The organism is Rhodococcus sp. 105337 (assembly GCF_012844225.1).
GTDB lineage: Bacteria > Actinomycetota > Actinomycetes > Mycobacteriales > Mycobacteriaceae > Rhodococcus.
Genome location: NZ_JABAGQ010000003.1, coordinates 313,983 through 337,551 on the forward strand (window position 1 = coordinate 313,983; position 23,569 = coordinate 337,551).

24 protein-coding genes, 1 tRNA gene and 1 riboswitch are annotated in these 23,569 nt (G+C 67.5%); of the genes, 12 read left to right on the forward strand and 13 right to left on the reverse strand.

The window, feature by feature from the left end; all coding sequences use genetic code 11:
- Positions 1-10: 10 nt before the first annotated feature.
- Positions 11-676 (reverse strand): nucleoside/nucleotide kinase family protein, encoded by a 666-nt coding sequence (locus HF886_RS07835; protein WP_169621342.1) that lies wholly within the window; start codon positions 674-676, stop codon positions 11-13.
- Between the two features lie 134 nt (positions 677-810).
- On the opposite strand from HF886_RS07835, the gene HF886_RS07840 reads away from it, so the two are divergent.
- Genes HF886_RS07840 through HF886_RS07855 form a run of 4 tightly spaced genes read left to right on the forward strand, consistent with a single transcriptional unit; the run spans position 811 to position 4,379 of the window.
- Positions 811-1,902, forward strand: coding sequence for a serine hydrolase (locus HF886_RS07840; RefSeq protein ID WP_169621343.1), 1,092 nt, complete (start codon positions 811-813; stop codon positions 1,900-1,902).
- On the forward strand, positions 1,899-2,381 hold the full coding sequence (locus tag HF886_RS07845; protein ID WP_169621344.1) for a helix-turn-helix domain-containing protein: 483 nt from the start codon (positions 1,899-1,901) through the stop codon (positions 2,379-2,381). The genes HF886_RS07840 and HF886_RS07845 overlap by 4 nt, the downstream gene beginning before the upstream one ends.
- Positions 2,382-2,399: 18 nt before the next feature.
- A complete protein-coding gene (locus HF886_RS07850) occupies positions 2,400-2,825 on the forward strand; it encodes an HIT family protein (RefSeq protein ID WP_169621345.1) in 426 nt (141 codons plus the stop codon).
- 45 nt (positions 2,826-2,870) lie between these two features.
- Positions 2,871-4,379 carry an MDR family MFS transporter gene (locus tag HF886_RS07855; RefSeq protein WP_169621346.1) on the forward strand — a complete coding sequence of 503 codons (1,509 nt, stop codon included), beginning with the start codon at positions 2,871-2,873 and terminating at the stop codon, positions 4,377-4,379.
- A 6-nt stretch (positions 4,380-4,385) separates the two neighbouring features.
- Here the strand turns inward: HF886_RS07855 and HF886_RS07860 are convergent, their stop codons facing one another.
- Positions 4,386-5,489, reverse strand: coding sequence for an alpha/beta hydrolase (locus HF886_RS07860; protein ID WP_169621347.1), 1,104 nt, complete (start codon positions 5,487-5,489; stop codon positions 4,386-4,388).
- Positions 5,490-5,662: 173 nt separating this feature from the next.
- On the opposite strand from HF886_RS07860, the gene HF886_RS07865 reads away from it, so the two are divergent.
- From HF886_RS07865 to HF886_RS07875, 3 genes are all read left to right on the forward strand, one after another.
- Entirely contained in the window at positions 5,663-5,869 is a 207-nt protein-coding gene (locus HF886_RS07865) for a hypothetical protein (protein ID WP_169621348.1), read from the forward strand.
- A 74-nt stretch (positions 5,870-5,943) separates the two neighbouring features.
- Positions 5,944-6,010: riboswitch (guanidine-III (ykkC-III) riboswitch) on the forward strand.
- 11 nt (positions 6,011-6,021) lie between these two features.
- Positions 6,022-6,336 carry a multidrug efflux SMR transporter gene (locus HF886_RS07870; RefSeq protein ID WP_169621349.1) on the forward strand — a complete coding sequence of 105 codons (315 nt, stop codon included), beginning with the start codon at positions 6,022-6,024 and terminating at the stop codon, positions 6,334-6,336.
- A gap of 51 nt (positions 6,337-6,387) precedes the next feature.
- On the forward strand, positions 6,388-7,218 hold the full coding sequence (locus HF886_RS07875) for an ABC transporter (protein ID WP_169621350.1): 831 nt from the start codon (positions 6,388-6,390) through the stop codon (positions 7,216-7,218).
- A 22-nt stretch (positions 7,219-7,240) separates the two neighbouring features.
- Here the strand turns inward: HF886_RS07875 and HF886_RS07880 are convergent, their stop codons facing one another.
- Entirely contained in the window at positions 7,241-8,110 is an 870-nt protein-coding gene (locus HF886_RS07880; protein ID WP_169651990.1) for a ribokinase, read from the reverse strand.
- Between the two features lie 37 nt (positions 8,111-8,147).
- Entirely contained in the window at positions 8,148-8,759 is a 612-nt protein-coding gene (locus HF886_RS07885) for a TetR/AcrR family transcriptional regulator (RefSeq protein ID WP_169621352.1), read from the reverse strand.
- A gap of 128 nt (positions 8,760-8,887) precedes the next feature.
- Here HF886_RS07885 and HF886_RS07890 point away from each other — a divergent pair, with 128 nt between their 5' ends.
- Complete coding sequence (locus HF886_RS07890; RefSeq protein ID WP_169621353.1) at positions 8,888-9,361, forward strand: general stress protein; 474 nt, start codon at positions 8,888-8,890, stop codon at positions 9,359-9,361.
- 251 nt (positions 9,362-9,612) lie between these two features.
- On the opposite strand, the gene HF886_RS07895 is transcribed toward HF886_RS07890, so the two are convergent.
- Positions 9,613-9,684: transfer RNA gene (locus HF886_RS07895), tRNA-Thr, on the reverse strand.
- A 118-nt stretch (positions 9,685-9,802) separates the two neighbouring features.
- On the opposite strand from HF886_RS07895, the gene HF886_RS07900 reads away from it, so the two are divergent.
- The gene (locus tag HF886_RS07900) at positions 9,803-11,371 is read left to right on the forward strand and encodes a threonine/serine exporter family protein (protein ID WP_346765317.1); all 1,569 of its coding nucleotides are present in this window, start codon (positions 9,803-9,805) and stop codon (positions 11,369-11,371) included.
- A gap of 31 nt (positions 11,372-11,402) precedes the next feature.
- On the opposite strand, the gene HF886_RS07905 is transcribed toward HF886_RS07900, so the two are convergent.
- The 3 genes from HF886_RS07905 to HF886_RS07915 all read right to left on the reverse strand — a co-directional run bounded on the left by HF886_RS07905 (position 11,403) and on the right by HF886_RS07915 (position 14,059).
- Positions 11,403-11,636: an MbtH family protein gene (locus tag HF886_RS07905; RefSeq protein ID WP_072702139.1), complete on the reverse strand. Its 234-nt coding sequence runs from the start codon at positions 11,634-11,636 to the stop codon at positions 11,403-11,405.
- Positions 11,633-13,021 (reverse strand): SidA/IucD/PvdA family monooxygenase, encoded by a 1,389-nt coding sequence (locus HF886_RS07910; protein ID WP_169651991.1) that lies wholly within the window; start codon positions 13,019-13,021, stop codon positions 11,633-11,635. The genes HF886_RS07905 and HF886_RS07910 overlap by 4 nt, the downstream gene beginning before the upstream one ends.
- Before the next feature lie 237 nt (positions 13,022-13,258).
- The gene (locus tag HF886_RS07915) at positions 13,259-14,059 is read right to left on the reverse strand and encodes an alpha/beta hydrolase (RefSeq protein ID WP_169621355.1); all 801 of its coding nucleotides are present in this window, start codon (positions 14,057-14,059) and stop codon (positions 13,259-13,261) included.
- A gap of 191 nt (positions 14,060-14,250) precedes the next feature.
- Between HF886_RS07915 and HF886_RS07920 the strand changes: the two genes are divergently transcribed.
- The 3 genes from HF886_RS07920 (at position 14,251) to HF886_RS07930 (ending at position 18,145) form a co-directional block, all read left to right on the forward strand.
- On the forward strand, positions 14,251-14,421 hold the full coding sequence (locus tag HF886_RS07920; protein WP_169621356.1) for a hypothetical protein: 171 nt from the start codon (positions 14,251-14,253) through the stop codon (positions 14,419-14,421).
- Positions 14,422-14,458: 37 nt separating this feature from the next.
- Positions 14,459-15,970, forward strand: a complete 1,512-nt coding sequence (locus tag HF886_RS07925; protein ID WP_169651992.1) for a trehalose-6-phosphate synthase — start codon at positions 14,459-14,461, stop codon at positions 15,968-15,970.
- A gap of 63 nt (positions 15,971-16,033) precedes the next feature.
- The gene (locus tag HF886_RS07930; RefSeq protein ID WP_346765124.1) at positions 16,034-18,145 is read left to right on the forward strand and encodes an FAD-dependent oxidoreductase; all 2,112 of its coding nucleotides are present in this window, start codon (positions 16,034-16,036) and stop codon (positions 18,143-18,145) included.
- Positions 18,146-18,220: 75 nt separating this feature from the next.
- On the opposite strand, the gene HF886_RS07935 is transcribed toward HF886_RS07930, so the two are convergent.
- From HF886_RS07935 to HF886_RS07955, 5 genes are all read right to left on the reverse strand, one after another.
- The gene (locus tag HF886_RS07935; protein WP_296549168.1) at positions 18,221-18,775 is read right to left on the reverse strand and encodes a twin-arginine translocation pathway signal; all 555 of its coding nucleotides are present in this window, start codon (positions 18,773-18,775) and stop codon (positions 18,221-18,223) included.
- A gap of 230 nt (positions 18,776-19,005) precedes the next feature.
- On the reverse strand, positions 19,006-19,605 hold the full coding sequence (locus HF886_RS07940; protein ID WP_240954924.1) for a hypothetical protein: 600 nt from the start codon (positions 19,603-19,605) through the stop codon (positions 19,006-19,008).
- Positions 19,605-21,020: an MlaD family protein gene (locus tag HF886_RS07945; RefSeq protein WP_169621358.1), complete on the reverse strand. Its 1,416-nt coding sequence runs from the start codon at positions 21,018-21,020 to the stop codon at positions 19,605-19,607. Before HF886_RS07945 ends, HF886_RS07940 begins: the two co-directional genes overlap by 1 nt.
- Positions 21,017-22,234, reverse strand: coding sequence for an MCE family protein (locus HF886_RS07950; protein ID WP_169651993.1), 1,218 nt, complete (start codon positions 22,232-22,234; stop codon positions 21,017-21,019). Before HF886_RS07950 ends, HF886_RS07945 begins: the two co-directional genes overlap by 4 nt.
- Entirely contained in the window at positions 22,231-23,565 is a 1,335-nt protein-coding gene (locus HF886_RS07955) for an MCE family protein (protein ID WP_240954970.1), read from the reverse strand. Before HF886_RS07955 ends, HF886_RS07950 begins: the two co-directional genes overlap by 4 nt.
- Between the last annotated feature and the right edge of the window lie 4 nt (positions 23,566-23,569).

The following is a 23,569-nucleotide window of genomic DNA, read 5'->3' on the forward strand; positions in this document are numbered from 1 at the left end:
GCACGACAGACTACGGGACCGGTTTCCACACCAGATCGGCGCGGCAGCGGGTCCGGGCGACGGCCGCAGCGTTGGGAAGGTCGACGGTGTGCACCCAATCGCGGGCTTGGTCGTCGGCCCGGCCGTGGGTGCGGTGCCGGTGCACGAGACGGCGGGTGAGCGTGCGATCGGGGACGTCGAGGTAGATCACGAGGTCGAGCAGCGGGCGGATCTCGGCCCAGCCGTCCTCCTCGAACAGCAGGTAGTTCCCCTCCGTGATCACCACACGGGCGTCCGGGGCCACGGCATGAACCGCGGCGATCGGCTCGTCGAGCGGCCGGGAGAAATCCGGTGCGTAGATCGTGTCGTCGCCCCGGGCTCTGATCCGCTCGAGGATGTTCCGGAAGCCCGCGACGTCGAAGGTGTCGGGTGCTCCTTTTCTCGAGCGTGCGCCCCGGGCTTCGAGTTGCCGGTTCGACAGGTGGAATCCGTCCATCGGTACCTGCCCGGCGGCGATCCCCGCACGTCGCAGGGCCTTCATGAGCAACCAGGCCGCGCGACTCTTTCCCGCGCCCGGGGGGCCGCACAGGCCCACCACGGTGCGCCGGTCCGCCGGTAGTCCCGCGAGCACATAGGTGACGAGTTCGTCCACGAGCTCCCGCAGCGGTGCCGAGCGCACGGATTCGGGGGCCTCCATGGTGCTGACGATACGACGGTCGCGGCATCGGGCCGGTTCGTGGTCGCTCGATCCAAATATTCGGACTTCCGGAATTCCGGAATCTTGTAGTAGCGTCCACTCACCGAGTAGCGACAGGACAAAGAGGAGTTCCCATGGCGAGTAGGTCGATCCCGTGCGTTGCCATAGCCGTGGCACTGACCCTGACCGGCTGTGCCGGTGCTGCCGCGGAGCCCGATTCCGCGGGCGCAGCCCCTGTCCCCCGCGCCGCCGACTGCGAGGCCGTGCCCGAGGCCGACGTCACAACGGCGGAAGGATGGATCGGCTACGTCGCCGAAAACACCGACACGGTTGCGATCGCACTGGACGACGGCAAGGGCACCGTCCTCGACCACCGCAGCGACGAACCGCACCCACTCGCCTCCGCGGTCAAGGTGGTGCATCTGGCTGCGTACGCGCAGGCCGTCGCCGAAGGCCGGCTCGACCCCCTCGAGCGGGTTCCGGTCACCGAGTGGGAGCGCTGGTACCTACCGAATACCGACGGCAACGCACACCCCGCTGCTCTGGAACGGCTCGACGCCACCGGTCCGGCTGCGGTGGTCACGCTGGACGAGATGGTCACAGCCATGGTTCGCGAAAGCGACAACGCGGTGCCCGACTACCTCCGCGACAGGCTGGGCGACGACGCCCTCACCGCAGCAGCAGCGCGAGGTGGCTGGTCGGACTTCCGGCCACCGACGATGCTCGGCACCACATTGGCACTCTTCGATTCCTCGCTGGACGAAGCCGCGGTGTGGCCTGCCGCCCGCCGTTACGCCGACGATCCTCGCTTTCGAGACGAGATCATGAGCGCCGCACAACTGGGCGACGACGTGTTCGCCGACGTCGACCGCATCCAGCGTTTCGGGAATGCCGGGTCGGCTGCGGACCTCGCCCGACTTCACCGAGCCATCGCCGACGGATCGTTCGGACCGGGCGCCGACATCGCTCGCGAGCACCTCGAATGGCAGCCCGCACCCGAGGGATTCGCAGGCGTGGGATTCAAGGGCGGGAGCTTACCGGGCGTGCTCACCGAAGCCATGACCTTCCGCCGGGAGGACGGGAGTATCGCGACGGCAGTGCTCCTGAGCGCGGGGATGTCGGAGAGCGAGTACACGAGCGCCCTCGAGTCGCTACCCCACCAGCAACTCTTGGCTGCCGCAGCGAACGACCCCGCAACCGCGGAGCGGATACGCTGCGCGATGTGAACGACGCATACGAGGCCCGGCTCACCGACCTCGAACGGCGGGTGCACGACCTGGAGGCCGGAGCGACCCCGGCCGGTACCCGAACAGCGAGCGACACGCCCGCACCGGACGCCTCCGGCCGGGTCGCATACAGCGGCACAGTCGCGCTGAACGGGAACATCCAGTGGTCCATCGAATACGACGCCGGTGCGGTTCTGTCGCTGGATCCGGCGACAGTGGCAACAGTCCTCGACGCACTCGGCAGTTCTGCACGCCTCGCCATCGTCCGGACCTTGCTCCGGGGTCCCGCCACCGCCGCCGAACTCCAGGACGCGACCGAGTTGTCCTCCGCGGGGCGGCTCTACCATCACCTGCGGGCCTTGTCGGCGGCGCGGATCGTCGAACAGGAAACACGCAGCCGCTATCGCATCGCACCGGAAAAAGTGGTGCCGCTGCTGGTGCTCGCCCTGGCCGCCGCAGATGTCGCCGAGCGTCTCTGATCCGCCTATCCTCGCCCTATGGCTTCCGTGTTCAGCATGATCATCTCCGGGGAACTTCCGGGCAGGTTCGTCTGGCAGGACGACGACGTCGTGTCCTTCCTGACCATCAACCCGCTCACCGAAGGGCATGTGCTCGTCGTGCCCCGGCAGGAAGTCGACCATTGGCAGAGTGTCGACGATGAGCTGTGGGCGAAGATCAACGGTGTCGCACGGATCGTCGGCCGGGCGGTGTCCGCCGCGTACGACACGCCGCGAACCGGTCTGGTGATCGCGGGCCTCGAGGTGCCGCACCTGCACCTTCACGTGTTCCCCGCCCACTCGCTCGACGACTTCGACTTCGCGAAGGCTGAGAAGGATCCTTCCGCGGAGTCCCTCGATCGGGCACAGGAGAAGATCCGTGCGGCGCTCCGGGAGATGGGCCACGGCGACAACGTTCCCGCCTGACGGGACGCCCGGAACAAGTTTCCCCTCCCGTGGGTTGAGACTCACATGTCTTCCCACCCGCCACACTCTCCAGAACGTCCGGCCGGCTCCCTTCCCCCGGGAGCCGGCCGTCTGATCGCCGTACTCGTCGGCGCGGCCTTCGTGGTCATCCTGAACGAGACGATCATGAGCGTCGCTCTTCCCAAGCTCATGATCGAGTTCGACGTGGGAGCGGCAACCGCGCAGTGGCTCACCACCGCGTTCATGCTCACGATGGCGGTGGTCATCCCGGTCTCCGGATACCTCATGACGCGCCTGGCTCTGCGGACCGTGTACGCCGTGGCGATGTCCAGCTTCCTGCTCGGCACCTTCATCGCGTCCGTGGCGCCGGTGTTCTGGATTCTGGTTCTGGGCCGCGTGGTTCAGGCCGTGGGTACGGCCCTGATGTTGCCGCTGTTGTTCACGACGGTGCTCAACGTGGTGCCCGCCGAGCGGCGTGGCCGCATGATGGGCGTCATTTCGATCGTGATCGCCGTCGCCCCCGCGACGGGCCCGACGATCGGCGGTGTCGTACTCGACCAGTTGACGTGGCGCTGGATGTTCTGGCTGGTCCTTCCCATCGCGGCGATTGCCACGGCACTCGGCGTCAAGTGGATCCGGAACGTGACCGAGCCGCGCGCGATCCCGCTCGACGCGTTTTCGGTAGCGCTGTCGGCATTCGCGTTCAGCGGTCTCGTTTTCGGCCTGAGCAGCATCGGTGAAGCCGCCGAAGGCGACCCCCTCCTTCCTCCGTGGCTTCCGTTGGCGGTCGGCATCACGGCGCTGGTGATCTTCGTGGTCCGCCAGATCAGGCTCGGGGACAATGCGCTGCTGGACCTGCGCGCCTTCCGTACGCCGTCGTTCGCCCTCGCGGTCGTGCTCGTGTCGATCAGCATGATGTCGCTCTTCGGAACCCTGATCCTGCTGCCCATCTACCTGCAGAACGTTCTCGGGCAGTCCACCCTGGCGACCGGCCTGATGTTGCTGCCCGGCGGTCTGGCCATGGGCGTGCTCGGTTACGTGGTCGGGCGCCTGTTCGACCGCTTCGGGCCGCGCCCGCTCGTCGCGCCCGGCGCCGTCGTCGCGAGCATCGCACTGTGGGGAATGACGTCGTTCGGCACCGAGACGACGGTCGGCACCGTCATCGCCTGGCACGTCGTGCTCAACATCGGGCTCGCGATGATGTTCTCGCCGCTCCTGACCTCCGCGCTGGGTGCGCTCCCCCAGCGGATGTACTCGCACGGCAGCGCCATTGTGAGCACCATGCAGCAGGTCGCCGGCGCTGCCGGGACCGCACTGTTCATCACCGTGATGACGCGCACGACGGTCGCGGGTGCCGAGAGCGGCGCCGATCCCGTGGCCGCACTGGGCGACGGTGTCCACGGCGCACTCGTCTGGGGTGCGGCGATCTCACTGATCGCAGTGGTGGGGGCGTTCTTCGTCCGACGGCCCGCCACGACGGTCGAACCCGTGCCCGAGCAGCCGCAGTCCGCGGACCTCGCGCGGCGGGAGCCTGAGACCGAACCGGTGGGCTGATACCGGCTATGCGTCGGCCGGTGCTGCGTCTGCCGCATCGGCCGGCGCGGTGTCGCCGGGTGACGGAACGTCGCCGTGCGGGTTCTCGAGGAACGCGGCGAGTTCTGCCCACGACGTGGTGCGCGCACGGGCACCGGTGAGCATCCCCAGGTGCGTGCCCGGTACCTGCACGAACCGCACCCGTGCGTTCGGCAGCAACCGGGTAACCGGTTCGACGGCCGCGGTCGGCGCGAGGATGTCCTCTGTCCCGGCGAAGGCGAGCACCGGAACCGTGACGTCGGCCAGGTCGACGATCCGCTCGCCGAGGTGGAGCGCCCCGGACGACAGGTCGTTGGCGACCGTGATCCGGGCGAGCTGACGGAACGCGCGGCCCGCATAGCCGTAGATCTGCTCCTGGAACCGATCCACGAATTCCATTCGCCCCAGCTTGTCCGCATCGGTGATGTTGGAGGCGATGAACCACGGCCGCGTCAGTTCCCGGTCGAGCGCGGTGATGCGGTACGCGGCCTGGACCAGCGGAGCCGGAACGCCGCCGAACACCGCGTCGAGAACGTCGATCGCGGGCTCCGCGCAGATCTTCCCGGCCAGCCGCAGCGGCGCCATCACGGGAATCTTCGAGAAGTCGAGCGGACTTCCGAAGGCGGTGATGGACCGCACCGGCAGATCGGGATGCGCGGCGGAGGTGAGCAGTGCCATGGCTCCGGCGATACTCCAGGCGACGACGTCCACGTCGCGGCCGCCGCACAGTTCGGATACCCGGTGGATCGCGTCGGGCACGATGTCGTCGATCCAGTAGTCGAGTCCCAGGTCGCGGTCCTCGGCGCTCATCTCGCCGTATTCCACGACGAAGACGCTGGGGCCGAGGCCGGCGAGATACTGCACCAGACTCTGGTCCGGCATCAGGTCGAAGCACGCGGGCGACGCAGCGAGCGGCGTCACGAGGAGGACCGGATCACCGCCGTCGTCCTCGGCGCCGAACCGGCGCAACGTCCGGTGCGGTCCCTGCCCGACGACAACCGAGGGCGTCCGGTGAGGTGCCGCGACTCCGTCTGCGACGAACAACGACCACGCGTTGTGGACCGCGCGCGTCACCGAGTCCGTGATTCCCATGAGATGCCTCCGCTGCTTGCTGAACGGTCCGGGTTCCAAGATCGTATGGGCACTCGGCCCGGTCACAGCGCCCGGCCGGGCGGCGCTTGCTGGGAAGTTGCCGGCTGCGACGCGCAACACGCCAGGGGACCCGCCTCGAACGACCTGTCCGTGGCGAGTGCTATCAAAGGACTATGACGTGTAGGGAGTGCGACAGCCGAATCGACCATTGCCACGGGTCGTTGATCCTGCACTCGGCGGTGGAAGTCGAGTGCACCGACGACACCTGCGTGGACCTCTCGATCGTCCGGCATGCGCTGGTCGCCGAATGCACCGACCTCGTCGGCGGATGCGCATGCACCGCGGTGGTCGAGGAGTCGGAGATGCTCGTCGCGTCCTGACGCCGTTCGTGGTCCGACGCGTCACATCCGGCGGTGACGGCTTGCCTCCCGCCTCGAGTCTTCATAATCTGCCGGTAGGGGCTGTCACCGGTTTCCCCCGGACGAGCGCACCGTACCCGGCGAGCGACAAGACGGTGTAGGAGCGTTGCGTCATGGCCTGGATCGTTCTCGTCCTCTCCGGTGTTCTCGAAGCGGTCTGGGCGACCGCTCTCGGGAAATCCGACGGCTTCACCAAGCTCTGGCCGACGGTGATCTTCGGCGTCACGGTGGTCGCGAGCATGGCGGGCCTCGCTTACGCGATGCGCACGCTTCCGGTGGGCACCTCCTATGCGGTGTGGGTAGGTATCGGCGCCGCTCTGACCGTCGGCTACGCGATGGTGACCGGCACCGAGTCCGCAACGCTCGTCAAGCTGCTGTTGATCGGCGGGATCGTGGCCTGTGTCGTGGGCTTGAAACTCGTGCATTGACCGCTGCGCGAGGTCCCTGGCGCATAACGGCCGTGCGGTTACAGTGACCCCATGAGCCTCGGTTCCGCTTTGGCACTCCCGCTCCGGGTCGGTATGTCCGTGGCCGATACGGCGCTCGGAATCACCGAAGTTGTCGTCGGTACGGTCCGTATCGCGGTGTCGCCGCAGACATATTCGGCACTCGGCGCCGTCGGTCTGCCCGCGGCCCGGAGTTCGCGCGGATTGTTACAGCAGATTTCGACGCTGACCTCGGAAGATCGCGCACTCGGCCAGGCGCTGCGTCCCGGCGGACCGCTCGATCGTCTGCTGGAACCGGGCGGGCCCGTCGACCGCCTGACCGCTCCGGGCGGACTACTCGACCGGTTGCTGGTGCCAGGCGGAGCGCTCGATCGCCTGACCGCTCCCGGCGGGCCGCTGGACCGGGTCCTCGCCGACGACGGCGCTCTCGACCGTTTGCTCTCGGACGGCGGGTTGCTCGATCGGCTGACGGCGTCCGACGGGCCTCTCGAACGACTGCTGGCGCAGGACGGAGCCGTGGAGCGGCTGACGTCGCCGGGCGGGATCGTCGACGTCGCGACCCGGCCGGGCGGTGTCGTCGAGCGGGCGTTGGCGGAGGGCGGCGCACTCGAGGTGTTGCTGGCCGAGCAGGGTGCCCTCGACCGGCTGCTCGCCCGGGGTGGCCCCCTCGATCAGATCGTCTCGCTCTCCGCCACCCTCGCGGAGTTGACGCCGGGAATCATCAAGATGAACGCGAGCGTCGACATGCTTCAGGAAACCGTCGAGTTGCTGCGCGGCGCGGTCGGTCCGCTCGGCGACCTCGCGGGCAGGCTGCCCGGACGATGGCTACGCGGCAGCAAGGGCGAATTGATGCCGCCCACGTGACACGCTCCGGCGTGTCGGCCGGTCAGCGCTGGGCACGGTGCGATGCGACGAGGATCGCCGCGGCCCTCGCGGCCTCGTGTGCTGCGGCAAAAAGGTCGTGGCCCGTACCGAGCAGCGCGGCCAGGGTTCCCGCGAAGTGGTCGCCCGCACCGGTCGTGTCCACCGCACGCACCCTCGGAACCGCGATGCGTTCGACGTAGTCCTCGGTGGCGACCACCACGTCGTCCGCACCCCGGGTGATCACCACGGTCCGGACGCGTTCGAGGAGCCTGGCGACGATCTCGTCCGGGTCGTCGCCCGCGGAGGCATCCGCGTAGTAGAGCGCTTCGCTCTCGTTCACGACGAGCGGATCGGCGTCGGCGAGGACGTCCTCGCCGAGCGGGGCAACCGGGCTGGGGTTGAGAACGAACCGCCGGTGACGGGCACGCGCCCACTCTGCGGCCGCCGCCGTCGCGGCGGGCAGCAGTTCGAGTTGGGTGAGTACGACCGCAGGGTCCAGCGTGTCGAGCGCCGCGGTGACGTCGGTGGCCGACACCTTCGAGTTCGCTCCGGGTATCACGATGATCCGATTCCGGCCGTCGTCGGTCACGACGACGATCGCACGCCCGGTGGGCACCTGGACGCTGAGCAGGTGGTCGGTGTTCACGCCCGCGGCCGTCTGCGCGGAACGCAGCGCAGTGGCGGCACTGTCGGATCCCACGGCGCCGACGACGGCGGTAGGAGCGATCCGTGCGGCGCCGATGGCCTGGTTCGCGCCCTTGCCGCCCGGATAGGTGTCGAGGCGTCGGCCGAGTACGGTTTCGCCTTCGTCGGGCGCCCGCGCAACCGTGGCGGTCAGATCCAGATTCAAGGATCCGACGACGGCAACCACACAGCCCTGAACGTCTGTCACCCTCTCGACCCTACGGACGGCGTGTCCGCCGAGCGACTCAGTGCTCGTGCGCGTCCGGTTCGAGTTCCGGGCACATGGCGTGGACGACACCGTCGGCCCACGACTCGCTCACCTCGCCGTGACGGAGGTACGCACCGAGATACGAACCGACGAGCATGGACACCGCCGTGTCGATGTCGAGGTCGGCGCGGACCGCACCGGCGTCGACAGCGGCGCGAAGCACACCGGCCACCACGTCGCTGCGGGCATTGATGATCTCCCGGAACGATTCTGTGAAATCCGGATCCTCGTCGATGAGTACCGCACCCACGCTGCCCATGCCCATATCACTCGCCAACGCGCGCCGGACCTGTTCCAGCGTCCACTTCATCCGGTCGTAGACACACAGACCGTCCGGCACACACGGCGTGATCGCCTGCGAGTCCAACGCTGCGTCGAGGATCTCCTCGCGGTTGGCGTAGCGCCGGTAGATCGTCGTCTTCGCTACACCGGACAGGGCGGCGACCGCCTCCACGGTGACGCGGTGGGGGCCGTGCACACGCAGGATCTCCAGCGCCGCCCGCATGATCCGCGCATCCGTTCCCGCGCGTGCCTTGCCGGGGCGTCGCGGCGATTCGGACACCGGATCTGCGTCGGTATCGACCACCATGTCACTCCTTTTCAGGCGAGTATGCCCCGCATGATCCTGAGTGTCTCCGAAAAGAAGACCCGAATCAAACGCTACGAAACGCTACGCTACGCTATACGTATCGTTACATTCACATCGAGGAGGAACGTATGACTGAGATCTACGCACCGACGACGGGCTATGCCACCGATTCGGAGACCCTTCTCGAGAGCTATCGCACATACGAAGCAGTCGAGCGGGCCATCGACCACCTCTCCGACGAGGGCTTTCCGGTCGAATACCTGCGCGTCGTGGGTCAGGGAGTGACGACCGTCGAGAGCATCGAAGGCCGGATGACCAACGGCAAAGCGGCACTCAACGGCGCGGCCGCCGGCGTGTGGACGGGCCTGCTGTTCGGTTTCCTGCTCGCCCTGTTCCTCCCGGCCACCAGCATGGCGGCCATCCTCCTCGCCGGCGCCGCCTTCGGCGCGGTGTGGGGCGGAACCCTGGGATTCGCGGCGCACTGGAGCACCGGCGGCCGCCGCGACTTCGTCTCCCGCAAGAGCATCGAGGCAGCCCGCTACGACCTGATGGTCGACAGCGACTTCGAAGACCAGGCGCGTCGGAAACTCGCTCTCCGCTGACCTGCCCCCTCATCCACCGTGCTCCGCCCCCGCCCCTGTGGCGGGGGCGGAGTCGTCTTGCAGCACCGACCGGGCTGTGAGATCCCACACCGCGCGTGGTCGAAGCGGGGTGCGGATCGAAGGGCCGCTTCCGCCGGGCGCAGGCACTCGCAGCCTCGTCGACCTCGAGGCCGACCCTGCCGCGACCACCGGGGCGTCATGTCGAAAAAAATAGGCCGACCTGCAGTTATCTGCAGATCGACCCACTCTCGAGCCCCCTAACGGGATTGAACCGTTGACCGCTCGCTTACAAGGCGAGTGCTCTACCGCTGAGCTAAGGAGGCAGCGAACGCCGCCCATCATATAGGTCGTCCCACCTCCGGCGCACACCGCCCGTTTCGTTACGGTGGAACGCATGCGTACCGCCCCACCTGTCTCCGCCCGTACCGGAGGTGGCGGTCAGTGAGCCTGCTGGGCGATGTCCTGGACCGGACCCTGGGTACGCGCCGCGCGACCATCGACGCGGTCACCGCAGCACCCACGCCGCTGCAGCCGATCGACCTGACCGACGACGCGGTGGTCGCCGAGGCGCTCGATGTCGCGGTCCGCGTCGGCGAAGTTCTGCTCGCCTCCGGCACGGGCGCGATCGACACCGCAGAGCAGGTCCGGTTCGTCGCCGCGACCTACGGCCTCGCGCAGTGCGACGTCGATGTCACCTACAACTCGATCGTGCTGTCCGCTTATCGCGGGCAGACGATGCCGCCCGCGAGCACGATGCGCGTCGTGCACTACCGCTCGATGGACTTCACGCGGCTGGCCGCGGTCGACCGGTTGACGCGCCGAATCCGCCGCGACGCGATCTCCCCGGCGCAAGCCCACGAGGAACTGCTCGCGATTACCTCGGCGGCCCACCCGTACAACCGCTGGGTCGCGACGATCGCGTGGTCGGGGATGGCCGCGGCGATCTCGGTGCTCCTCGGGGGCGACGCCCTGGTGGCTCTCGTCGCCTTTGCGTCGACGTTCGTCATCGACCGGGTCAACCGCGCCCTCAACCACGCCGGTCTGCCGTTCTTCTTCCAGCACCTCGTAGGCGGCATCATCGCGACCGCCCCGGCGATCACGTTGTACGGGCTACGGGAAACACTCGGCTTCGAAGTGTCCCCGGGGTTGATCATCGCCGCCGGCGTCACCGTGCTGTTGTCCGGTCTGTCGCTGGTGGGTTCCGTGCAGGACGCGATCACCGGAGCCCCGATCACGGCGTCGGCCAGGTTCTTCGAAGTACTCATGATGACGGGCGGCATCATCGCCGGCGTCGCGACCACCCTGCGCGTCGCGGAGGTGTTCGGCGCCGAACTGCCGTTGATCAGTTACGCGGCACTGCCGGATCTCACCCAGTTGCCGACGAAGATCCTGGCCGGTGCCGCCGCCGCCGCGTTCTACGCACTGGCGTGTTACGCGGAGCGCCGCGCACTCACCGTCGCGGCCCTGGCCGGAGCTGCCGGCAGCCTGGGCTATCAGCTGGCGCTCGGGCTCTCGCTCGGTCCCATCATTTCCTCGGCGGTGGCGGCCACCGTCATCGGCTTCGCGGGTGGCCTGATGGCCCGCCGTGCCCTCACCCCGCCGCTGGTCGTCGCGGTCGCGGGTATCACTCCGCTGCTTCCCGGTCTCGCCCTGTATCGCGGTCTGTACGCGATGCTGCGCAACGAGATGAGCATCGGCATGACCGCGCTGTTCGCGGCATTCGGTATCGGCTGCGCACTCGCGGCCGGAGTCACCCTCGGCGAGTGGCTCGCGCGTCGCACCCGCAACCCGCGAAGCATCTTCAAGGTCGGGTCGCTGCGCCGCCCGCAGTTGCGCCGGATCCCCCGGATCAGGCTGGAGAAGAAGCGTGCGATCCGGCCGGCCCCGACACCGGTGACCGGCCCGATCCCCATCACGGACACGATCCCAATTGTCGACGCCGCGGCAACCGAAACAACGAGAGCCACGCTGCGCCTCGGTTGGCGCGGGCGTGACTCTCGCAGAATGTAGAAGTATTCGGTGTATCAGCCGTGACGAAGGGTCAGCCCTGACGAGCCTTTTCGTCGGCTTCCATGGCATCGCGAAGGCTCTTCGGACGCATATCGGTCCAGTTCTGCTCGACGTATTCGACGCACGCGGCACGCGACTCTTCGCCGAATACCACCCGCCACCCCTGCGGAACCTCGGAGAAGGTCGGCCACAGCGAGTACTGCTCCTCGTCGTTCACGAGGACGTAGAACCGGCCGTCCTCGTCGTCAAATGGGTTCGTGCTCATCTCGCCTCACTTGTTGCGTAGGTGTGATGGTCCGGAATCCTATCAAGTTCACCGACAACACCCAGGGCTCCGGACATCTTCAGTTCCCGGCGACCGAGGACGGAAGCCAGGATTTCTCCTGCTCGTACCGCCGCGTTCGACAACAGCGACGAGGTCAGGCCGTGTGTCTTCTCGGTGCCGCCCTGCAGGTAGATGTCGGCATCGATGTCCTCCGGCGTCGGCAGCCGGTAGTCACGGTCGACCACCAATACCGGCCCGTCCGGCGCGAGGTCGCCGAGGAGCGGAGTGAGCGGCGCGGGCTCGAAACCGGTCGCCAGGACCACCGCATCGCACATCAATGTCTCGACGGCGCCGTCCAGGTTGTTCCGGACGTCGATCTCGATGCCCGCGGCGCTTTCCGTGGTGGAGACGATTTCGGAGGCGCGGCGCATGAACAGCCGGCGACGCCCACTGACCCTTTCCCGGTACTCGGTGGCGTAGAGCGCCTCGATGAGTTCCGGGGCCACGACGGAGTAGTTGGTGCCGCGATGAAGAGTGAGCACCCGCTCCCGCTCCGCGGGCGACGCTCCGTGGAGTTCGTCGACTGCCGAAGGATCGAAGATCCGGTTCGCGTACGGGCTGTCGTCGGCCGGGCTGTAGCCGAACCGGTTGAAGATGCTGTGGACTTCGGCCTGCGGGTAGTGGGCGTGCAGGTATTGCACCACCTCCGCGGCGCTCTGTCCTGCCCCGACCACGGCGAATCGCTGATGCGCCGGCTCGGGCATCGCGTCCAGGTGGAACAGGAACTGGTGGTTGTGAAAGCACCGCACCGATTCGGTGGCCCAGCGCGGGATCTGCGCCCGGAGCCCGACACCGACCACGACGCTGCGCGCATGGACCACGCTGCCGTCGGCTGCGTGGATCGCGAACAGATCGGCTGCGCCGTTGTGGTGACGGACCGCTTCGACGGCAGTGATCTCGGTTCCGTACCGGACATCCGCGGTGACACGGTCGGCGGCCCACCGCAGGTAATCCTGGAATTCGTGCCGGGTCGGAAAGAACGTCTGGTGGTTGACGAAGTCCGCGAGCCGCCCGCGCTCGTGCAGGTACGCGAAGAAGCTGTAACTGCTGGTGGGGTTCCGGAAGGTGACGAGATCCTTGGGAAAGGCGATCTGCATGGTCGCGCCCTCGAGGATCATCCCCGGGTGCCACGCGAAGTCTGGTCTCCGCTCGAAGAAGGTGGCACGCAGCGGTGAGGCCGGATCGGCCGCATTGTGTTCCTCGATGGCGATGGCCAGAGCGAGGTTGGCGGGGCCGAAGCCGATTCCGACGAGGTCGAACACGTCCCCTCGAGGTTCGTCCGGATTCTCCGAATCACCTGCGGTAGCGCTGGATCGGTCGGTCATCACTCAACTTCCGTACTCGGGGGCGCGAGCCCAGGTCCGTCGACCAAAGCTCTGAGAATGTAGCTCAGGCTAACCTTGGTTGAGCGAGCCTACCAAGGGTCGACCGTCCATGGGGGACTCCGAACCGCCGGACTCCCACCATCTTCCGGACACGGCTGCCGCCCTTCCCCGGACGGACGCGAGCGCGGTGGGATCGAAGTCGATCCCACCGCGCTCGCCGAACACGTGCCCTGGCCGCTACGCCGCCAAGAAGTCCAGCAACACCTTGTTGACCACCTCGGGACGCTCCAGGTAGCCGTAGTGGCCGGCGTCCGGAATCTCCTCGTACCGTGCGCCAGGAATCGCTTCCGCCACTTCCCGCGACAGATACGCCGGAATCATGCGGTCGTCGGCGAATCCCACCGCGAGGCACTGCTTCGTGATCGCCCGGTAGGCGGCACGGCGATCGAACTCGCGGTCCATGCCCAACTGGGCCCGCACGCCGGGCGACATCTTCCCGCCACTGAACTCGAACACGTCGAGCCAGTCGCGTGCGGTGTTCTCGTCGGCAAGCGAGGCGGGCGACAGGTTCATCACCGCGGTCACCGCGGCCTGATACTTGGGCGGCAACTCCACACCGCTGTCGTACAACTGCCGCTCCCCCTCGGTGAGCGTCATCTGGAACCGGTCCATCCGTGCATGGCCGGCGAGGAACACCGCTTTGCGGACGAGGTCCGGACGCGCCAAGGTCAGTTCCTGCGCGACGCGCGCACCCATCGACGTGCCGACGACATGCGCCGGGCCACCGAGCAACTCGATCAGGCCCGCGGTGTCGGCAACGAGATCGTCGAGCGTCATCCCACTCAGGCTCTCCCCCGACGGCGCAATGCCACGGTTGTCGAACGTGGCCACGCGGTAGCCGGCCTTCACGAGCGCAGGCACCTGATGCAGGTCCCACACCCGGCCGGGGCTGCCGGTTCCCATGACGAGAACTACGAGGTCGCCGGATCCCTTGACCTGGTAGTTCAGCGGGATTCCGTTGATCGTCGCAATGGGCATGGAGACCTTCCTCGAAGACTGCGGGGGGCGAACGCGCACAGATCGACGAGCGCGGCGTTACGGGCCCTACGGTACCGCGAGGGCCCCGGCCACGATCGATCCAGCACCCGGCGGGTGGCGCCCCGGTGTCCCACTCTCCTAGAGTCGAGGCAGATGCATGCTCGCGCCGAGCAGCTACCCGGGAGGAACACATGACCGCGGACCCCACCACGCCCGACGTTCTGGCAGACGACGATCTCGAACCTGTCGCCGACGAGACCGCCCGACAGGCACAGCGCGTCGTCGCCGCCTACGCCGAGACTGCGGACGAGTGCCGCATGCTGCTGTCGATGCTGGGCATCGGCCCGGCCGAAAAGTACTGACGAGATCCATCGGACCGGCACCTCGAGAGGACACGACGTGACAGCAGGCGGCGCGGATGCGACCGAAGAATCCGAGTCGATCACCCCGTCCGATTTCGTCGTCGTCGCGAATCGCCTGCCGGTGGATCTCGAACGCCTGCCGGACGGCACGACCCGATGGAAGCGCAGCCCCGGCGGTCTCGTCACCGCCCTCGAGCCGATCCTGCGTTCCAACCACGGAGCGTGGGTCGGCTGGGCCGGGGTGGCCGACGCCGACGCCGGCGTCATCGTCGAGGACGACCTCACGCTGTACTCGGTTCCCCTGAGCACTCAGGAGATCGCCGACTACTACGAGGGGTTCTCCAACGCGACGCTGTGGCCGCTCTACCACGACGTCATCGTCCGCCCGGAATACCGGCGCGAATGGTGGAACGTCTACGTCGAGGTCAACCGGCGCTTCGCGGAAGAAGCGGCCAAGGCCGCAGCACCGAACGCCACCGTCTGGATCCAGGACTACCAACTCCAGTTGGTGCCGAAGATGCTGCGGATGCTGCGGCCCGACCTCACGATCGGGTTCTTCCTGCACATTCCGTTCCCGCCGGTCGAGTTGTTCATGCAGATGCCCTGGCGCACCGAGATCGTCGAAGGGCTCCTCGGTGCCGACCTCATCGGCTTCCATCTCCCCGGCGGCGCCCAGAACTTCCTGTACCTGGCGGGCAGGCTCGCCGGCCACCAGACCTCGCGCGGCAACATCGGTGTCCGCTCGAAGCTCGGTGTGGTCCAGGTCGGATTCCGCTCGGTGCGCGTCGGTGCCTTCCCCATCTCCATCGCGTCGGGCGAACTCGACGAACAGTCGCGTAGCAAGAAGATTCGCGACCGGGCCAAAGCGATCCGCAAGGAACTGGGCAACCCGGACCACATCCTGCTCGGGGTCGACCGGCTCGACTACACCAAGGGCATCGACGTCCGGCTCGACGCCCTCAACGAACTCCTCGACGAGGGACGGGTCGATCCGGCCCGCACCGTCATGGTGCAGCTCGCGACTCCCAGCCGCGAACGCGTCGAGTCGTATGTGCAGATGCGCGGTGAGATCGAGCGCATGGTCAGTCGCATCAACGGTGAGTACGCCGAGGTCGGCCGCCCGGTGGTCCACTACATCCACCGCCCGGTGCCCCGCGAGGAACTCATCGCCTTCTTCGTCGCCGCCGACGTAATGCTGGTGACGCCGTTGCGCGACGGGATGAACCTCGTCGCCAAGGAATACATCGCGTGCCGCAGCGATCTCGGTGGTTCGCTGGTGCTCAGCGAATTCACCGGCGCAGCAGCCGAACTGCGTCAGTCCTTCCTGTGCAATCCGCACGACCTGGAGGACGTCAAGGACAAGATGCAGGCAGCGATCGAGCAACCCCGCGACGTCGGACGCAAGACGATGCGTGCCCTCCGCCGTCAGGTCCTCACGCACGATGTCGACCGGTGGGCACGCTCGTTCCTCGAAGCGCTGTCGCACACCGGCGCTGCGGGACCCGCACTGATCACACCGGGTGAAGGCCGCAACGGGAACGGCGGGTAGCGGGTCGGTCCCACTGAGTGGAACTATGCCGCGGGACACAACCCGCGGGCATAACGTCTTGGTGTGACGACCGGAACCTTCCCCCATCTCCTTTCCCCCGGCACCATCGGGCCCGTGACGCTGCGGAATCGGGTCGTCCTGCCCGCCATGGACATGAATCTGTGTGACGACGGCGAGATCGAGCAGGGCGACATCGACCATTTCGTCGCCCGCGCCGAGGGCGGCACCGGGCTGATCATCACCGGATGCTGCGCTGTCGCCTATCCGCTCGGCTGCGCCAGCACCAAGGAACCCGGACTGTCGGAGGACAGGTTCATCCCCGGTCTCACCGCACTCGCCGACGCTGTCCACGAGGCCGGTAGTGCTCTGTGCGTGCAGATGACGCACCACGGCAAGGTCGCACGGATCGACACCGTCAACGATCGGCCGCTGCTCGTCCCCTCGACCCCGAACTCGAGCCCCGACCTGAGCGCGCTCGCCGACAACACCGGTGAAGAACTCCAGAAGATGGCTGCGGTCACCCACGGCAAGCAGGCCGAATACCACGAAGCCACACAGGAAGACCTGGCATGGCTCGTGCGCTGCTTCGCGGACGCCGCGGGCCGGGTGAAAGCGGCAGGCGCGGACGCGGTCGAAATCCATTGTGCGCACGGCTATGTGCTCGGCGCCTTCCTCAGCCGCGCCGACAATCGGCGCACCGACGAATACGGTGGTTCGTTCGCGAACCGTGCGCGACTTGCGTGCGAGGTCATCCGCGCGGTGAAGGCCGAAGTCGGCGACTCCCTGGCGATTCTGGTGCGCGTCGCCGGACGCGAATTCGGCGAAGCCGACGGCCTGAGCACAGACGAGGCAGTGCGCGCTTCACAGTTGTTCGAAGCCGCGGGAGCCGACGCGATCCACGTGACCGGCTGGGGCCGAAACCCGTTCTCCAACTTCACCGACGGGCCGCTCCCGAACACTGTCGGCGCCTACACGGGTCTGGCAGCCTCGGTGAAGAAGGCCGTCGGCATCCCGGTGATCGCAGTCGGTCGCGTACTGCCCGAGGTGGGCGAGAAGACCATCGCCGACGGTGACGCCGATTTCGTCGCGATGGGCCGCCAGTTGCTCGCGGATCCCTCCTTGGTCGGCAAGCTCGCCGCGGGCACGCCGGAGCAGGTGCGGCCGTGCATCAACTGCTATGTGTGTGTCCAGGAGAATTTCTGGGACGACACCCCGATCTGCGCGGTGAATCCGGCGCTGGGCAACGAGACCCTGGTGCCGTTCACCCCCACGTCCGCGGCGAAGCACATCGTCGTGGTGGGTGCCGGGCCGGGCGGGCTCGAAGTCGCGCGCGTCGCCTCCGAGCGAGGACACCGGGTGACGGTGCTCGACAAGTCGGATCGGCTCGGCGGCACACTCTGGTTCTCGACCCTCACCACCCCGGACAACGAGCAGTTGCTGAGGTGGCTCCGCTCCGAGATCGAACGCCTCGGCGTCGACGTCCGCCTGAACACCGAGGCCACCGCCCACTCCGTCGCCGCACTCGCACCCGATGCCGTCGTGATCGCCACCGGCGCGGTGCGCGGCCGGCCCGACGTTCCCGGTGGCGATCTGCCCCACGTGCACACCGGCGATACGCTGCGAGCCCTGATGACCGGGGCCGGCGACACGTCGGAACAACCGCTGTTCCTCCGCACCATGGGGCGCCTCGGCAAGCTGTCGGGAATCACCAAGAGCCCACAGGCGATTCGCGCCGTCACCCGCAAGTTCCTGCCCATGGGCAAAGACGTGGTCGTGGTCGGGGGCTCGCTCGTCGGTCTCGAACTGGCGGAGTTCCTCGCAGAACGTGGGCGCCGGGTGACCCTGCTCGAAGAGGGCGGACAACTGGGCGTGCCGATGGCCATGCCACGACGCTGGACGGCAGTTCGGCACGCCGGCGAAGTCGGCGTAACCATTCACCGGCGAGCACAGGTGCAGCGCATCACCGCCGACACCGTCGAATTCCGCGTCGGTGACGAAACCCTCACCGCCCCGGCCGATATGGTCGTCGTGGCGTCCGGAGTCTCGGCCGCGGCGCCGCTCGCCGACGAGCTCGAGGGCAGGGTACCGGAGATCCACGTGGTCGGTGACGCCGCGGACGTCGGCTACATCGAAGGAGCGATCCACTCCGCGTGGAACGTCGCCACGGTGCTCTGACAGAAACACGGTGCTCTGACAGAAACACCGTGCTGACGGGAACACGGTGCTGTTGAGGGAGCGACCCCCCGGAGCCTAGATCGGTGTCAGCCGGCTGACGAGCCAGCGGTCGTCGTGTTTTTCGAGTTCGACTCGCACACGACTGCCGCTGCTCACAGCTTCCGGATTCTCGGAACTCGTGGTGATCTGGTTGAGGAACAGCAGGGTCACGGCGCTGTCGGCATCGGCGGATACCACCGACGATCCCTGCACGCTCACCTGCACGCTGATGGCCTTCTCCTTGGCCCCCGGCGCGATGACGTTCTTCATCAGATTCGTGTACTCGTCACGGAAGTCCCCGGTGAGGCCCTCGCCCGCCACGGCGATCTGATCGTCCACCTCGCCGTGGGTGTAGGCGAGCATCGCGACGGCCTGCTCCTCTGCTGCCACACGGGCTTCGGTACGGGCAGCCTCGGCAGCCGAGTCGGCCCGCGCTCCGTACGCGAGCCAGCCCACGACGACCGCGAACACGAGTACGAGCACCGACAGCCCGATCGCGACGTGCCGCAGGTACGACTGCGAGGACGGTGCTGTGTCCACGGGCGCGGGTGCGGTGTCCGCGGGTGCCGGAGCGGTGTCTGCGGAATTCACGACCGTGTCCGTGGAAGCCGGAGCGGTGTCTGCGGCTGCGGTATCCCCGGGTGAGGAAGCCGTCGCGGCCGCGGTCTCACCGGATGTGGTGTCGCCGGTCGTGTTCGTCTCGCCGGTCGTGTTCGTCTCGCCGGTCGTGTTCGTCTCGCCGGCCGTATCCGTCCGGCTGTTCGTGTCCGCCTGGCTGTCCGTGTTCACTGACGTCACCTGCTTGTCTTTCCGGTCTTCACTCACGGCACGAACTCCACCTTCGACGCCAGCAGTCTGCCGTTCTCGTCACAGATCGTCACGCGCAGACGGAAATCGCGTGGTTCCGGCTCGGTCTGGTCGGCATTGCTCACCATCGCACGCGACGCGACGAGCGACGACGCGCACGTACCGTCCTCGTTCTGGATTCCGGCCTCGAGCACCTCCCCCATCGTCGTGACGCCGGCTTGCTGCACGACCTCGACGAACGGGCCTTCGCGCCCTTCGAATTCGGCCTTGAAGTCGCCGGTGGCCCCGTCGATCAGCCGCTGCACGTCGGCGTCTGCGGAGTCGGCGCGGATCGTCGTCAGGTTCAGCACGGTCTGACGCGCAGCCTGGACGAACGCCGCTCGTCGCTCGTCACGCTCGTCGGCCGACCGCTGGTCGATGATCAGCCAGACACCGGCGGCCACAACGGCGATCAGCAGAATCGATGCGACCACGACCACCCGTTTGGGCCATGTCGGCGCCGCCGGTGCCGTGTCGCTGCCCCCGGTATCGGTCGCACTCGTCGGCGTGGTGCTCTCGTCGGGAACCGTATCGGGCTCGACGGTGGGACCGTCTTTGTCGTGTTCGTTCGCCATCAGCCCTGCTGTGCCTTCATGAAAGTCTCCAAACTCCGGTCGTCTCCCAGTTGGGCGTGGGTATACACGGTGCCGTCGGGACCGATATACGTCCCCGTCTGCGGATCGATCCGGCGCGCGGTGACGCCGGCCGGTGCCGCAGCACCGCTGCCTTCGGTGTATGACGCAGGCGTCGGCACGACATTGTCGGACCCTACCGGCGTAGGTGGACCCTGCCACGGATTGTCGGAGTATTTCGGTGTGTAGCCGGTACGGCACTGATCGGGCGTCGGTGCACGGCGCCCCGGATACTCCATGCACGGCAGGTTCCGGGCACCGCGCTGGGCGTTCGGATAGTCCTGCGGCAACTGGCAGAACACATCCCCCGGCGTGTCGACCATCGTGGTGTCGGCGGGGCTGCGCCACTGATCCGGCGGGACGAATCCGGAAAGACAGGGCGGCGGGTCGTGAAGCTGGAGATGGAAGTCGACGACTGCACCGTCCTCCGGCGGTCCGGACCCGGCCGCCGTGATCAGCGCGGTCGTCATCGGCGGATACAGCACGAGGACCTGCTCGATCCCGGAGTTGTAGATGACACCGACTTCACCGACGCTCACCAGGTTCGCGAGCAGGAGCGGAAGTGTCGGGCGGAGATCCTGCAGCAGCACTTCGGCTTCGGCCGCGGCCGACGGACCGGTCTCGAGCAGTGTCCGCAGATCGGGGTCGCTCTCGCGCAAGCGGTCGGTGAAGGTCACCATGTCCCGCGTCCACGACCGGATGGCGTCGCTGGTGACCGTCTGAGTGTCGAGCAGCGGCCCCACCTCGTCGATGAGCCGACGGGTTTCGGCGCTGTTCCCCGATGCCTCCTGCACGAACAGGCGGGTCGAGTCGATCAGGTCCTGCAATTCGGGACCGGATCCGTTGAACGCCTCGAAGGCTTCGTCCACGAGTGCCTGCAGTCGCGTGTCGCCGATGCTGGCGAGCAACACGTCCGCCTGGTCCAGCAGGGCACCGACCTCTTGCGGGACGGTAGCGCGCTCCACCGGCACCACGTCGCCGTCCGCGAGATACCCACCACTCGAACCCCCTTCGCGGGGAACGAGATCGACATACTGCTCACCTATGGCGGACACGCTCCGAACGGCCGCGTCCACATCGGCAGGAATCTTGTAGTCGCTGCCGATCGACAGCGTCGCGTCGACGCCTGCGGGCGAGAGCGCGACCGACTGGACCGTTCCGACGTTGATACCCCGGTAGGTCACGTTCGAGTGCGGATACAGGCCGCCGGTGGACGGAAGTTCCACGGTGAGCGTGTACCGGCCGACCCCCAGCAGCGCCGGCAGACGCACGTACTGCAGCGTCATCACGACGAGACCGATCACGGTGAGCACAGCGAAGATCGAGAGCTGGATACGAACGAATCGTGAAAGCATCATGGTCCGAACACCCCCTCGGGAAGTCCGGGAATCGTGATCTCGCCGATTCCGGGGATCGAGAGTGTGCCGGCAGGTCCCGGGGCGGGTTGTGCGGGCGGCGGCGCGAGCGGCGCCTGGAACGGATCGACGGCCTGGGCGGCGAGTCCGGCGTCCCTGCCGAGAATTCCCTCCGGTCCGGCCAATCGGCCCGCCAGTGGGGTTCCGGTCAGGAAATTCAGGTCGAGCCGATCGAGGGTCAGGTCGATCGTCATGGCGAGGTTCGCGTAATCACCCCGGATGACGTTGTTGATCCCGTTCTGAGGGAAGGGGTACGTCAGGAGTACGCCGAGGACTTCGGTGAGCGCGCTGCCCGAGTCGGCCAGCGCCCGCAACGTCGGTGCCAGCCCCTGCAGGTTCGCTTTGAGATCGTCGTTGGAGCTTTCGACGACACGACTCGCCACCGTGCTCAGCTCACCGAGCGAGGACATCGCGGACGTGAGGTTCTGCCGCTGGTCCACGAGGACTTCGAGCGCGGGCGGTAGTTCCTCCAGTGCCCGCACGAGGGTTTCGTTCTGGTTGTTCACCGTGACCGCGAGCCGGTCCATCCCTTCGAGCGCGGACACGATATCGCCGCGCTGGGTGTCGAGCGCGGACACGAGTTCGTCGAGACGCGGGAGCAGGTTGCGGACGGAATCCTCCCGCCCGACCAGTGCGGCGTTGAGTTCGGTGGTGATGTCGTTGATCTGCGCCAGACCGCCGCCGTTGAGTACCAGTGACAACGACGAGAGCGTCTGCTCCGTCGTCGGATAGACACCCGCACGCTCGAGGGGAATCCGATCGCCGTCCGCGAGCCGTCCACGCGCGGGTTCGCCGACGGGGGCGAGCAACTCGAGGTGCTGCGAACCGAGCAGGCTCGTCTGGCCGATCTTGGCCGTCGCGTTGGCGGGCACCACGGTGTCCTTGTCGAGCGCCACCGTGACGAGAGCGTGCCATCCGTCCACTTCGATCGCGGCAATCGACCCGACGGTGACATCGTCTACGCGGACCGGTGAGTTCTGGGTCAGCGTCGTGACATTGGGCATCTCGATCTCGACGCGGTAGGCACCTTCACCGCGTCCGGCGGTGCCCGGCATGGGAACCGAGTTGAGCCCGTCCCATTCACAGCCCGTCAGCGCCAGCGTTGCCGCCAGCACGACCGCGGCCGCGGTGATGCGCCGTCCATTCGACAGGATCATCGTCCCCCTCCCGGCTGCAGCAGCGTTCCCAGGTCCTGCGGGACCGCGACGTTCGGTAATCCGCCCAGCAGTCCGTCGAGCGGCGTGGGCGCGGGCGCCGCCTGCGGCGGTGCGGTCCCTCGTCCCGCGGACGCACCTTCGAGCCACGGTTCGCTGTAGACGATGTCCCCGGGGAAGGCCTGCACACTGGCGAGCGGGTTGGCCAGGACCGGCAGGTAGTTGGCGCTCATCGAGGCCAGGACCGGACCGAGTTGCTGACGGCACAACTCCTCGCTTCGTTCGGACGTCGCGTTCGCGGCGGCAGCGACCGACCCACACATCCATTCCACGGGGTTGGCGAGGTTGTTGATGGCGAGGGCGCCGGTCAACGACCCCTGTGCCGGCTTGTAGATGTTGTAGAAGTTGGCCAGCGACGTCGGGCCCGAGTGCAGAATCCGCTCGATCTCCGGCCGCTTGCGCGCGAGCACTTCGGTGGCGTCGGCGAGACGCTCGACCGACTCGGTCAGTCCGGCCCGGTTGTCCTGGACGAAACGCTGCACGTCGCCGACCGCAATGCCGAGATCGGTGAGCGAGACCCCGAGTTGGTCGGAACTCTGCGCGAGCACATTCGAGACGGAGGCCAGCCGTCCACCGAACTGCACGATCTGCTCGTTGCTCGACGACAGCACCGAGACGAAGGTCTGGAGGTTCCGGATCGTCGAGAACAGATCGGTGCGTCCCTCCGACAGCGTATGCATGGTCGCGGACAGCTCTCGCAGTGTGGTGCGGATGGTCTGCCCGTTTCCGTCGAGGTTCTCCGCGGCGGTGTCGATGAACCGGCCGAGCGAGCCCTGTGGATCGAGTTCTTCCGGCCCGAGCGCCTCGGACAGACGCATGAGTTCGGTCTTGATCTGATCCCATTCGACGGGCGACGCGGTGCGCTGCGGAGGAATCGTCGCGCCGTCCTCGAGGGCGGCGCCGCCGGAGTAGACGGGGGTGAGCTGGACGAAGCGGGCAGAGACGAGGCTCTGCGCGATGACGACGGCAGCGGCGTCGGCCGGCACGTCGACCGCGTCGTCGATCGACATGGTCACCCGAACCAGGTCGTCGCCGGGCTCGATATCGGTGATGCGCCCGACCGACACACCCAGCACGCGTACGTCGTCACCTTCGTACAACCCACTGGTCGAGACGAATTCGGCATAGACCGTCCGCTTGCCGAGGCCGGGCAGCACGAACCACACGAAGCCCGCGACCAGCGCAAGGACGACGGCGGCCGCGATACCGATCAGCAACCGGCGCGGAAGTCGGGAGTTCTTCGGAGGCGCCGGTTCGTGGTTGTCCACCGGCATGGTG